This window comes from Flavihumibacter stibioxidans (genome assembly GCF_014332695.1).
GTDB classification, from domain to species: Bacteria; Bacteroidota; Bacteroidia; order Chitinophagales; family Chitinophagaceae; genus Flavihumibacter; species Flavihumibacter stibioxidans.
In genome coordinates this window covers 504,998-517,664 of sequence record NZ_MBUA01000012.1, presented here as the reverse complement: position 1 = coordinate 517,664, position 12,667 = coordinate 504,998, and the positions used below count along the sequence as shown (strand labels likewise).

General features: G+C 48.2%; 15 protein-coding genes. 11 read left to right on the top strand and 4 right to left on the bottom strand.

The genetic code is table 11. From position 1 onward, the window contains the following. Positions 1-4 precede the first annotated feature (4 nt). The 11 genes from BC349_RS09410 to yidD all read left to right on the top strand — a co-directional run bounded on the left by BC349_RS09410 (position 5) and on the right by yidD (position 10,252). Positions 5-886: an NAD kinase gene (locus BC349_RS09410; RefSeq protein WP_187256481.1), complete on the top strand. Its 882-nt coding sequence runs from the start codon at positions 5-7 to the stop codon at positions 884-886. A gap of 82 nt (positions 887-968) precedes the next feature. After that, on the top strand, positions 969-1,823 hold the full coding sequence (porG, locus tag BC349_RS09405) for a type IX secretion system protein PorG (RefSeq protein ID WP_187256480.1): 855 nt from the start codon (positions 969-971) through the stop codon (positions 1,821-1,823). 75 nt (positions 1,824-1,898) lie between these two features. Next, complete coding sequence (gene uppS / locus BC349_RS09400) at positions 1,899-2,654, top strand: undecaprenyl pyrophosphate synthase (protein WP_187256479.1); 756 nt, start codon at positions 1,899-1,901, stop codon at positions 2,652-2,654. Positions 2,655-2,707: 53 nt separating this feature from the next. Beyond that, a complete protein-coding gene (locus BC349_RS09395; protein ID WP_187256478.1) occupies positions 2,708-5,434 on the top strand; it encodes a BamA/OMP85 family outer membrane protein in 2,727 nt (908 codons plus the stop codon). Positions 5,435-5,463: 29 nt separating this feature from the next. Next, entirely contained in the window at positions 5,464-5,976 is a 513-nt protein-coding gene (locus BC349_RS09390) for an OmpH/Skp family outer membrane protein (RefSeq protein ID WP_187256477.1), read from the top strand. A 68-nt stretch (positions 5,977-6,044) separates the two neighbouring features. Further along, positions 6,045-6,551 (top strand): OmpH/Skp family outer membrane protein, encoded by a 507-nt coding sequence (locus BC349_RS09385; RefSeq protein WP_187256476.1) that lies wholly within the window; start codon positions 6,045-6,047, stop codon positions 6,549-6,551. 134 nt (positions 6,552-6,685) lie between these two features. After that, the gene (gene murI, locus BC349_RS09380) at positions 6,686-7,525 is read left to right on the top strand and encodes a glutamate racemase (RefSeq protein WP_187256475.1); all 840 of its coding nucleotides are present in this window, start codon (positions 6,686-6,688) and stop codon (positions 7,523-7,525) included. 20 nt (positions 7,526-7,545) lie between these two features. After that, on the top strand, positions 7,546-9,195 hold the full coding sequence (locus BC349_RS09375; RefSeq protein WP_187256474.1) for a beta-N-acetylhexosaminidase: 1,650 nt from the start codon (positions 7,546-7,548) through the stop codon (positions 9,193-9,195). A 147-nt stretch (positions 9,196-9,342) separates the two neighbouring features. Then, positions 9,343-9,498, top strand: coding sequence for a 50S ribosomal protein L34 (gene rpmH / locus BC349_RS09370; RefSeq protein ID WP_072038984.1), 156 nt, complete (start codon positions 9,343-9,345; stop codon positions 9,496-9,498). Between the two features lie 110 nt (positions 9,499-9,608). Continuing rightward, complete coding sequence (rnpA, locus tag BC349_RS09365; protein ID WP_187256473.1) at positions 9,609-10,025, top strand: ribonuclease P protein component; 417 nt, start codon at positions 9,609-9,611, stop codon at positions 10,023-10,025. Further along, a complete protein-coding gene (yidD, locus tag BC349_RS09360; RefSeq protein WP_187256472.1) occupies positions 10,022-10,252 on the top strand; it encodes a membrane protein insertion efficiency factor YidD in 231 nt (76 codons plus the stop codon). Before rnpA ends, yidD begins: the two co-directional genes overlap by 4 nt. A 41-nt stretch (positions 10,253-10,293) precedes the next feature. Here the strand turns inward: yidD and BC349_RS09355 are convergent, their stop codons facing one another. From BC349_RS09355 to BC349_RS09340, 4 genes are all read right to left on the bottom strand, one after another. Further along, on the bottom strand, positions 10,294-10,890 hold the full coding sequence (locus BC349_RS09355) for a hypothetical protein (RefSeq protein WP_187256471.1): 597 nt from the start codon (positions 10,888-10,890) through the stop codon (positions 10,294-10,296). A gap of 69 nt (positions 10,891-10,959) precedes the next feature. Then, positions 10,960-11,568: a superoxide dismutase gene (locus BC349_RS09350; RefSeq protein ID WP_187256470.1), complete on the bottom strand. Its 609-nt coding sequence runs from the start codon at positions 11,566-11,568 to the stop codon at positions 10,960-10,962. A gap of 194 nt (positions 11,569-11,762) precedes the next feature. Continuing rightward, positions 11,763-12,131: a hypothetical protein gene (locus tag BC349_RS09345; RefSeq protein ID WP_187256469.1), complete on the bottom strand. Its 369-nt coding sequence runs from the start codon at positions 12,129-12,131 to the stop codon at positions 11,763-11,765. Between the two features lie 70 nt (positions 12,132-12,201). Further along, a complete protein-coding gene (locus BC349_RS09340; RefSeq protein ID WP_281384566.1) occupies positions 12,202-12,645 on the bottom strand; it encodes a nucleoside deaminase in 444 nt (147 codons plus the stop codon). Positions 12,646-12,667 lie beyond the last annotated feature (22 nt).

Below are 12,667 nucleotides of genomic sequence, written 5' to 3'. Positions count from 1 at the left end.
TACCATGAGAGTGGCGATATACAGCCGGGTGATTGACCAGGAAGATCATTCGGAAATTCAGGACCTGTTTAATGAACTGTATGCCCAGCATATAGAACCCGTCATTTACCAGCCTTTTTTTGAACAGATCATTAAATCCGTAAAGTTCAGCGACCATAACATTAATACCTTCAGTGTGTCTGATGATCTTGATGAATCCATTGAATTTGTTATCAGTTTGGGGGGGGATGGTACCCTGCTGGATACGGTTACCCTTGTACGAAGTAAGAATATTCCCATCCTGGGCATCAATTTTGGCCGGCTTGGTTTCCTGGCCAGTATTGGCAAGGAGGAGCTCAAAGTGGCTGTGGCTGCCATGTCCAGCAGGAGTTTTGTAGTGGATAAGCGCTCCCTGATCCACCTCGATGCCAGCAGTCACCTTTTTGGTGATACGCCCTATGCCCTCAATGAATTTGCCATCCACAAAACGGATATCTCGCCAATGATCAAGATCCATACCTATCTCAATGGCGAGTTCCTGAACACATACTGGTCCGACGGACTGATTGTCAGCACGCCGACAGGCTCCACCGGGTATTCGCTCAGTTGCGGTGGCCCGATTGTGTTTCCGGAATCAGGCAGCTTTGTAATCACACCCGTAGCCCCGCATAACCTGAATGTCAGACCCATTGTGGTGCCCGACGATAATATCATTTCCTTTGAAGTGGAAGGGCGCTCAGATAACTTCATCTGTGCTCTCGACAGCCGGAGGGAAATTGTTCCCCGAAATATCCAACTGGCAGTAAAAAGGGAAAAGTTTGATGTCAGCATCGTCCGCCTGAATGAGAATAATTTCCTGAGCACATTGCGGAACAAATTATCCTGGGGACTGGATACACGGAATTAGCATTTCTTTTAAAACAAAAAGATTTGCGGCACCGTTTTGGCTTGTACCACGCTCTGAATCCTTAAAGTTTTATCTTGCAGGTATGAATAAAGCAATCCTTGTTTTACTTGTTGCGCTAACCATTCAGTCATCCGCCAGGGCCCAGATGGAATCTGTGACACATGAAGGGGAAATAGGTATTTCACTCGGCGCCGCCCATTATTTTGGCGACCTGAATACAAGGGCACATGTAAACCGCCCTAAACTGGCTGTGGGAGCCTTTTTCCGCAAACAGTTCGGCAACTACATTGCCGTAAGGGTGGGCGGACAGTTTGCACAGGTGGGATATGCTGATAAATACTACGAAGACAATGAGTTCCAGCGACGCAGGAACCTTAGTTTCAATTCCAATATCTGGGAGCTGGCCCTCCAGGGCGATTTCAACTTTTTCCGCTTCGTTCCGGGGTCAGAAGACTACCGGTTTACCCCCTATGTAACAATTGGTGCCAGCATATTCAGTTACGATCCTTATGCTTACCTCCAGGGGAAAAAACATTTCCTGCGCCCGCTGGGAACAGAAGGCCAGGGCTCCTCTGCCTATCCCGACAGGAAACCCTACAGCAGCATGGCATTTGCCATTCCATTTGGGGTGGGCGTGAAATACGCCCTGAACGATAAAATGAATGTGGGATTTGAGGTATTGCACCGGTTTACCAATACCGATTACCTCGACGATGTAAGTACTACCTATGTGGGTGCCGATAAATTTCCACCGCTTCCGGACGGCACCCCCTCCGTGGGTCAGCTCCTGCAGGACCGCAGTTATGAAACCGGCGAGATCATCGGTATCGAAGGCCGCCAGCGTGGTTATGCCAAACAGAAAGACCAGTTTATTACTGCCCAGGTAACCGTTAGTTTCAACCTCAGTGCCTACCGCTGCCCCTCACCAAAATATTAAGCTCCCCGACATCTTTGTGTTAATAATGTCTGGCACCCTTCTTTTTTGTACCTTCGCAGCCTGAAATTTGATTATATGAGTTCGCTGGAAGCGAAAATTGACCGGCAAAAATTGCCCCGACACATTGCCATCATCATGGATGGGAATGGCCGCTGGGCACAGGAAAAAGGCCAGGACCGCCTTTATGGCCATTTCCATGGCGTGGAAAGTGTGCGCGATATTGTGGAAGGCTGCGCTGAACTTGGAGTCGGTTACCTGACCCTTTACGCTTTCAGTACTGAAAACTGGGACCGCCCGGCCCAGGAAGTGAACGGCCTGATGGAATTATTGGTCGACACCATCCGCAAGGAAGTGGATACCCTTAACCGAAATAATATAAAACTGCATGTCATAGGTGATATCAATATGCTGCCGGATTATGCCCGCCAGGAGCTGAAGGAAGCGCTGGATATGACCAGTCATAATACTGGCCTGAACCTCGTTATGGCACTGAGCTACAGCAGCCGCTGGGAAATGGTGGAAGCCATTAAACAGATTGCTGCCGATGTGCTGGCAGGGAAAATTGATCCCGCAGCCATCAGCCAGGAGACACTACGGCAATACCTTTGCACCAGTGAATTTCCTGACCCGGAGCTGATGATCCGCACCAGCGGGGAATACCGGATCAGCAATTTTCTACTCTACCAGCTTGCTTATGCCGAACTTTATTTTACCAATGTAAGATGGCCCGAATTCCGCAAGGAAAACCTCTATGAGGCCATCCTGGACTTCCAGCAACGGGAAAGAAGGTTCGGAAAAACCAGCGCCCAGGTGCAGGAAGCCTCCCTTTAACAAAGCTTTTTTAAACAATCACCTTAATTTGCCTACTTTATAAAACCAACTGGATGCACAGAAGATTACTCGTTGTTGCCTTTCTGCTTATGATGATCGGATTTACTGCCCAGGCACAACAACCTGATACCACACGGCCCACAGCAATCGATCCAGAATTGGAGGCATTGTCCAGCTTAAAATCCCCGCGGGAATATACCATTGCCGGAATCGAGGTAACCGGTACCAAATACAGGGACCAGGCATTGCTGCTTTCCATATCCGGACTCTCAGTTGGCGACAAGGTGGTTATTCCGGGTGGCGATAATATCAGCAAGGCTATTATGAACCTGTGGAAACAGAACCTGTTCTCCGATGTCCAGATTTATTATACCAAAGTTGTTGAACGGAACCTCTATATAGAGATCAATGTAACGGAAAGACCCAGCCTTTCCAGTTTTGCATTTAAGGGGGTAAAGAAATCTGAAGCAGAAGAACTGGAAGGTAAAACCGGCCTTGTTAAAGGACGGGTGATTACCGAAAATATGAAGCGCACCGCCATCGAGAACATCCAGAAATACTATGTGGAAAAGGGCTTCCAGGGTGCTAAGATTGTGATTGAGGAAGCAGCGGATCCCGCATTTGCAAATACACAGATACTGACCTTCCGTATCGCAAAAGGAAATAAGGTAAGGATCAACCAGGTGAGTTTCTATGGAAACGAAATGGTTAATGAACTGAAGCTGAAAAAGAAAATGAAGGGAACCAAGGAAACTTCCAGGTTAACGCTTTATCCTTCTTATGATTCCAGTTCCTATGGTGCCCGCAAACCTGTAAGCTTTTCTGAATATATCAACGACTGGGGTTTTCTTTCTCCCACTAAAACCGCCAATTTTCTCGACCCTTACTTCCGTTTTAAATTATTCAGTTCTGCCAAGTTCAACCAGACAAAGTTTGAGGAAGACAAGGACAAAGTGCTGGAATATTACAACTCCATGGGATACCGGGATGCTGCCATTGTCTCCGATACCCAGTATTACAGCAGGAAAGGCAACCTGAACATTGACCTGAAGGTCGATGAAGGCCGCCAGTACTATTTCGGAAACATTGCCTGGAAAGGGAATACCAAATACGGCGATTCCATTCTCAATGTGTTGCTGGGCATCAAGAAAGGTGATATCTATAATCTTGAAACACTTAATAAAAAACTGGGTAAGCAGATGACCCCGGAAGGCGGTGATATCAGTGGTTTATATATGGATGACGGTTATCTCTTTTTCTCCGTGGATCCTGTTGAAACCGCTGTGTACAATGATACCATTGATTTTGAGATCAGGATGCGTGAAGGGCCGCAGGCGACCATCAAGAATATTAATATTGCCGGCAACGATAAAACAAAGGAACATGTAATCCGTCGTGAACTCCGTACAGTTCCGGGTGAAAAATTCAGTCGCGCCGACCTGATCCGCTCCAACCGTGAAATCGCCAACCTCGGCTATTTCAACCAGGAGAAAATTGATATCAACCCTGTTCCCAACCCCGATGACGGTACGGTGGATATTAACTATAAAGTGGAGGAAAAATCAAATGACCAGCTCGAACTTTCGGCCGGATGGGGTGGTAACATCGGGTTGACAGGTACACTGGGTGTTACCTTCAATAACTTTTCCATCAAGAATATTTTCAACAAGAAAACCTGGGATCCGCTGCCTTCAGGTGATGGACAGAAACTGAGCCTCCGACTCCAGAGTAATGGCCGCCAGTTCCGTTCCTATAACTTCTCCTTTACGGAACCCTGGCTGGGTGGAAAGCGCCGGAACTCTTTCTCCGTAAGCTTTTACAGTACCCGTTTCGCCAATGCCTACAATCCCTTTACCGGCTTGTATGACCGTAAAGCCGGTGATACATCCTTCCTGCGTACACTGGGCGTATCCATAGCATTGGGTAAGCAACTGAGGTGGCCCGATGATTATTTCACCCTGGTTTACTCCCTGAACTTTACCCAGTACAAACTGCAGAACTATCCGAATCTGTTCCCCGGACTGAACAATACCACCGCGCACAACCTCAGCCTGAAACTCGCTCTGAGCCGGTCTTCCATTGACCAGCCCATCTTCCCGAAAAGCGGTTCCAGCTTTATGGCCAGTGTGCAGGCAACACCACCTTATTCGCTCATTGATCCGGGACGTGTAAACAGTGCCAACCCTTACGAGTTACCTGAGTTTCACAAATGGCGCTTTACAGGTGAGTGGTATGTGCCGATCGGTAAGCCGATGGGTGCCGACCGCAGCCGCCAGTTTGTGTTGAAAGCCGCTGCCAAATACGGCTTTATGGGACGCTATAACAGCAAGCTTGACTATTCTCCGTTTGAAAGATTCCAGGTGGGGGATGCCGGCCTGACCAACAACTTTGGTCTTCTCGGATATGATATCATCGCGCACCGCGGTTATCCGGTGTACGATAATTCCGATCCCACAGTGAACCCGGATAAATCATCCGCAAGCCAGTTCTTTACTATTTTCAACAAGTATACACTGGAGATGCGCTATCCTTTCTCCACCAACCCGAACAGTACAATATTTGGTCTTGCTTTCTTTGAAGCAGCCAACGGATGGTATAATTACAAGGACTACAACCCATTCCGCCTCCGTCGCAGCGCAGGCGTGGGTATGCGCTTTTTCCTGCCCATGTTCGGATTGCTCGGATTTGATTATGGTGTAGGATTCGACAGGATTACACCTAACGGTAAACTCCGCGACGCGGCCAGGTTTACCTTCATGTTAGGATTTGAACCGGAATAAAGAATTATTTATAACAGTAAATCGCAGTTATGAAAAAGATCTTCCTGGCATTTTGTTTTGTATTGGCCGCAGGTTTTGCCGTGCAGGCCCAGCGTTATGCCGTTGTTGACACCAGGTATATCCTGGATAAAATGCCTGAGTACAAGGCTGCCCAGACTGGCCTTGAAACCGTCAGCAAGCAGTGGCAGCAGGAAATTGACAACAAGCAGATGGCATTGAACAAACTGTACAAAGACTTTGAAGCTGAACAAGTGATGCTGAGTGCTGAACTTCGCAAAAAGAGGGAGGATGAGATTTTCCTTCGGGAAAAGGAAGTCCGGGAATTGCAACGCAAGCGCTTCGGGTTTGAAGGCGACCTGTTCAAAATGCGCCAGGAACTCGTAAAGCCGGTTCAGGATAAGGTTTACGAAGCCATCCAGAAAATCGCTGTGGCCCGGATGTATGACTTTATTTTGGACAAAAGTGAAGGAATTACCGTTATATTTGCCGACCCCAAACTGGATAAGAGCGAAGATGTGCTGAAAGAACTGGGTGTTAAATAATCTGTAAAGGATTTTTTAGATACAACTAAAACCGTAACGAAAACAACTTTTAAGTAACAAACAATCGCATGAAAAAAGTTTTATCAATTCTGATGGTAGCTGTGGGACTGGTTATGGTTAGCAGCACTGTTAAGGCGCAAACCAAGATTGGCTACATCAGCTTCAATGAAGTTGTGGCCGCTATGCCCGATGCAAAGAAAGCTGACTCCGCCCTCGTACAATTCCGTGACGCCCTGATCCAGAGCGCACAGGAGAAAGAAAATGCACTGAACGAAGGCATCCAGAAATTCAATGCCGACTCAGCAAAAATGACCACTGCTGTGAAAGAAGTTAAGCGCAAGGAACTGCAGCAAAAGCTTACTGAACTTCAGGGTGAAGAGCAGCGTATCCAGCAGGAACTGCAAAAGAAGCAGGAAGAGCTGAGCGAACCCATCCAGAAAAAAGCAATGGAAGCAGTTCAGGCCGTTGCAAAGGAAAGCGGTTACACCCATGTGTTTCCCAAAGAATACCTGATTGTTTCTCCTCCCGGTGACGACCTTCTGCCATTGGTGAAGAAGAAACTGGGCTTGAAATAAAAATCTTTTCACAGGCTCTGTATGAACGCCGGGATAGTATCCCGGCGTTTGTTATTTATAGCAATGGCAGGACCAACTGTTTTATGTGTTAACTTCCGGCTTTTACTGAAACCAGGCGTATAAGTTTAACGTGTATGAATACAGTATCTCCAACAGGGGACTATCCGATCGGGATTTTCGATTCAGGTTATGGGGGGCTGACGGTAATGAAAGAGATCGTAAAAGCCCTTCCGGCTTATGATTATATCTACCTGGGCGACAATGCGCGCGCTCCCTACGGTACCAGGAGTTTTGATACGGTTTACCGTTATACCCTTGAATGCGTAAAGTGGTTTTTTGACCAGGGCTGCCCCCTGGTGGTGCTTGCCTGTAATACCGCCTCTGCCAAGGCTTTGAGGACCATCCAGCAAAATGACCTGCCGATACTGGCTCCCGATCGCCGCGTGCTTGGAGTAATCCGGCCTACCACTGAAATTATCGGAAACTTTTCCATGTCGGGTGAAGTCGGCATCCTGGCCACTGCCGGTACAGTTGCGTCGGATTCATACCCCATTGAGATCAGTAAATTCTTTCCCCAGTTGAAAGTACACCAGGAAGCCTGCCCCATGTGGGTTCCCCTGGTTGAAAACAATGAACACAATAAGCCGGGTGCCGATTATTTTATCCGGCAACACATAGACAGGCTGATGGAGAAAAGCGGCCTCATCGATACGGTGCTGCTGGCCTGTACGCATTACCCCCTGCTGGCGGAAAAGATCCTTCAATGCCTGCCGGAAGGCGTGGAGCTTTTGTCCCAGGGCGAAATTGTGGCCAACAGCCTGAAGGATTACCTGCAGCGTCATCCATCCATGGATGCTCGTATAACCAAGAGGGGTACCCGAAAATTTTATACCACAGACTCAGTGGCCGATTTTGAAAAGCATGCCAGCATATTTTTTGGGGAAGCCCTGCGCGCTGTAAGAATTGATTTGTAATTCCACCTTTTATTTTGATCATGAAGAGAAATATTCAGTTAATGATGGTGCTGGTGTGTTTGATGGCATATCGGCAGGTTGCCTTTTCACAGGCGGCTGTCAGTATTATTCCAAAGCCGGTGATGGTAAAGCAGACAGGTAAAAATCAGGTGCCGGTAAATGAACAGACGGTTATCTATTACGATAGCAGCTGGAAGCCCCAGGCGGAATATTTTCGCGGGCAGGTAATGGCGCAGACTGGGCTGGACCTCAGCCTCCGGATGCTGGAGCCGTCACAGGCAGATTTGCCGGCCAGGGGAATCGTTCTTCATAAAAACGACCAGACCATTGATAAGCCTGAAATGTATATCCTGCAAGTCACGGGAAAACATGTTGTGCTCACAGCCAGGGATATACGAGGTATTGTCAATGGCATTCAATCAATGCTTCAGCTGATGCCCCTCGACAGTTCCGGCGGTTTTCATCTGCCGTCTTTGGAAATCATTGATTATCCCAGGTTTTCCTACCGGGGTATGCACCTGGATGTGGTGCGGCATATGTTTCCGCTCACGTATATCAAAAAATATATAGACTACCTGACCTTTCATAAGTTCAACACCTTTCACTGGCATCTTACCGATGACCAGGGCTGGCGCCTGGAAATAAATTCCTACCCGAAGCTGAACAGTATCGGTTCCTGGCGCGACTCAACCCTTGTCGGGCATTTTAAGGATAGTCCGGCCCGCTACGACGGAAAACGTTACGGCGGTTTTTATACAAAGGACGAGATCAGGGAGGTACTGGCCTACGCTGCGGTAAGGGGTATTAATGTGATACCGGAAATCGATATTCCCGGCCATAGCCGCGCTACCATTGCTGCCTACCCCGAATTAAGCACAAAGCCCGATACCACCTGGAATGTGGCATTTACCTGGGGCATGTACAATCGGCAGAACAATGTGCTGGCACCCCGGGCGGAAACCTTCGCCTTTCTGAAAACCATTTTTTCAGAGCTGACGGATCTTTTCCCTTCCACCTATATCCATATCGGGGGAGATGAGTGCAGTAAGCTCTGGTGGAAGCAGGACAGCGCCACCCAGCGGTTCATGAAAGAAAAGGGCCTCCCCAATGAAGTGGCTTTACAGACTTATTTTATAGAGCAGGTTGCCGGCTACCTCAAAGAATCGGGGAGAAGGGCGGTGGGCTGGCATGAGATTGCCGAGGGTGACCTCGATACCACTACACTGATTGTGAACTGGGGAGATGAGAAAAAGGCGATCGACGCTGCCAGGAGAGGGTTTGATATCATCATGACTCCGGGGAAGCCTTATTATTTTGATCATTACCAGTCCCGGGACCCAAAGGATAGTCTGGCCATTCATGGATACAATCCGCTGGAAGCGGTTTACCGCTATGACCCGGTTCCCATGGCGCTGGTGAAACAGAACCTGCAGCATAAAGTAGTGGGTGGGCAGGCTAATGTCTGGACCGAATACATGGAAAACCAGCATAAGGTGGATTATATGGTCTTCCCGCGCATGACGGCATTGAGTGAAGCGCTGTGGACCCCGGCAGAAAAGAAAGATTACCAGGACTTTATCAAAAGGCTGGAACAAAAGCAGATTCCCAGGTACAGGTACTGGAACAGTTCCTGGTTCCGGGATTATGACCGTTGGAGGATGGAAAAATAGAAAGCCTGGCTGATTTTTTGCAATATTTTATTACCTTTGCCGTCCCTTTCACGACACAAGCGGGTATGGTGGCCCGATGTGATTGGAAATCAATCGTCTGGCTCTCCACAGGCGTATATTTTTTAAGGGTTAGTAAAAAAATGTAAAATGAAAAGAACATTTCAACCACACCGTCGTCGCCGCAAAACCGTTCACGGTTTCCGTAAGCGCATGCAAACTGCTAATGGTCGTAAAGTACTGGCCAGCCGTCGTGCAAAGGGTCGTAAGAAACTGACTGTTTCTTCTGAAAGCAAACTGAAGTAATCGGATCCGCTCCGGCGGAAACAGATATTGACAATAGCTCCGCTCCGCTTTGCCGGATCGGGGCTATTTTTGTTTAACACTGCCGGATCAATACCGGTCAACACATTACTTTGTCCAGATTTACTCTTCACGGGCAGGAAAGACTGAAGCATCGGAAAAAGATCGATGAACTCTTTAAAACGGGGAGGAGCTTTGCTATTTACCCTGTGAGGGTCTATTATGGGGAACTGAAAAGGGAGGGATTGACCGGTGAGCGGAAAGGGGTGAAGGGGGAGGTGCAGTTTGGGGTGGGGGTGAGTAAGCGGTATTTTAAGAAAGCAGTGGACCGGAACCGGATCAAAAGGCTGATCAGGGAATCTTACCGGTTGCAAAAGGAAGGCTTATATGAATATGCCCGGAGCTCAGGCAGCCATTTATCCGTTTTTTTCATCTATACCGGGAAGGAACTGCCAGGGCAGGAAGAGTGTCTCCGGGTGGTGGAACAGGCACTGGCTAAACTGGTACGCCTGTTAAATCCGAAAAAATGAACGGAATTAAAAAAATATTGAGTGTCCCTTTTATTGCGCTGATAAAAATATACCAGTGGGGGATATCGCCCCTGCTGGGACCGAAATGCCGTTATACCCCAACCTGCTCACAATATGGCCTCGAAGCTTTCCGGAAATACGGGCCGATAAAAGGATTCTGGCTTACGCTTAAACGTGTCAGCCGCTGCCATCCCTGGGGGGGAAGCGGGTACGACCCGCTGAAGTAAAGGGGTGAGGAGGAAGGCGGATTACTCCTCACCCGCAATCTTTATTCCTCGTTACCTTTCAGCATTTTCTCCAAACGGTCAAGTGTTTCTCTCGCGTCTTTATTGCTGATGAATTTGTACACTTCAGGGATATTTCCTTTTTTATCAGGCTCCAGTGAAGCAGGCATGCCCTTGAATGGCCCTACTATTATGGCATTGTCGGCAGTGGTGATCTTTTTGAAGTCGCCCGGTGCCAGAAAATGATTTTTCCTGGCTGCGCTGATATTGGCGCCTACCATCAGTTGCTTCAGGCTGTCCATCCTTTCCATCATCTGTTCCTGGGTAATACGGCCTTCCCTTGAGCCGGCCTCCCCAAAAGCCTGAAAGCTGCCGATCAGCGTATCTTTTTTAAGATTCAGTAGCCAGGTTCCCGGTTCAGTTACAGCGTAATCTTTGGAGCCGGAAGGATCGGTAACGGTCAGTTTATCACCTTTAAGCGTAATGGTTTGCTCATTGTGCTGGGTACCCGGGTCAAAGCTAACGGCATCGCCGGTCACATTGATTTTACCACTTGACATCACCACCACTTTCTTTTGTGGGGCGGAAGAGCAGGCAGCCAGCATAACGAGAGCCGAAAGTCCTAAAAAAACATTTTTCATGGTAGTGTTTTAAAACAAAGATCCCGCCCTGGGCGGGATCGTAATTGGAATTAGTCAGTTAAAAATAAACTATTTGGATGCAGCTGCGAAACGATCTGCAATCTTATTCCAGTTGATAACATTCCAGAAAGCGCCCAGGTATTCAGCGCGGCGGTTCTGGTATTTCAGGTAATAAGCATGCTCCCATACATCCACTCCAAGGATCGGTGTCCCCTTAACTTCTGCAACGTCCATCAGGGGATTGTCCTGGTTGGGTGTAGAACTCACCTCCAGTTTTCCATCCTTTACTATCAGCCATGCCCAACCGCTTCCGAAGCGGGTCATGCCGGCGTTGGCGAATTTTTCCTTAAAGGCGTCAAAGGAACCGAAAGCTGCATTGATGGCTTCTGCCAGGGCACCTGAAGGCTGGCCTCCTGCGTTGGGGGCAAGGCTTTCCCAGAAGAAAGTGTGGTTCCAGTGACCGCCGCCATTATTGCGTACGGCTGGGGAAATGGTTCCGGCAACAGCAACCAGTTCTTCGAGGGATTTGTTCTCATTTGGGGTGCCGGCAATGGCTTTATTCAGGTTGTCAACATAAGCCTGGTGGTGTTTTCCATGGTGTATCTGCATGGTCAGGGTGTCGATATGTGGCTCCAGTGCATCGTGAGCATAAGGAAGCGCTGCTAGTGTAAATGCCATAAGATCAGAATTTATATATTAAAAAATAGACTTGCAAAGGAAGGAGTAGCAAATTTAAAGCCTGGCGGCCATTCACCAAAAAAAGGTGTCTGACATGTGTAAAATACATATCAGAACACCTGTTGCGGTATTTTGTTCATGATATGCGTCTGACGCGCGTCTGACATACGTCAGACGCGCGTCAGACGCTATACCTACCTGCTGCACTCGTAGTCGGCCTGGTCCATGGCATCCCAGTAGGTGAGCCAGTAATCCATCACATTGGCCTGCACCAGGTACCCTTCTGAACGGTTGTAAAATGTCTGCACACCATACCTGCTGAAATTACCATAGAGAACCGATCCCCGTAAAGGAGTGAAACCTCCCCAGCTTTGAAGTACACTGAAGCCATAAGCGGTTTCCACCACATAAAAGTCGCAATTGAAACTGCTGTAGGTTACCACAGCCCTTTCCTGTTTCAGCCAGTAGGCTTCATCCACAGGGGGGCGGTAACCAATATCCTGCTTAGTACAGGAAGCAAAAATCACAGCTAGGGGTAAAATGAAGAGTATAATTTTTTTCATGGCCTGGGCTTTACCATACCATGACCAGCACAAGTTCGTAAGGATTAATAATGGCTTGTTAAATCAACACTCAGCCCCGCTTCTCCCGGAAAAATGCTTTCATCAGCGCGGCACATTTTTCCGCCAGAACGCCTTTCTGAACCGTGGCTTTCGGATGAAAGGGCCAGTTGTCTTTCGTGATGCGGGCATGACCGTTCTTCTCATCATCAGCCCCCCATACAATTCTGCCCACTTTACTCCAGTAAAGGGCTCCTGTGCACATCAGGCAGGGCTCCACTGTTACATACACAGTGGCTTCCGGAATATATTTCGCGCCCAGGTAATTAAATGCCGATGTCAGGGCGATGATCTCCGCGTGGGCAGTAGGGTCATTCAATTGTTCCACCTGGTTATAACCACGTGAAATGATCTTACCGTTGATGACAACGATGGCCCCCACCGGAACTTCCCCTGCTTCATATGCTTTTTCGGCTTCCCGCAAAGCCTGTTCCATATATTGTTCGTCCGTCATCATGCAGCGAAAATAATTAAATGGA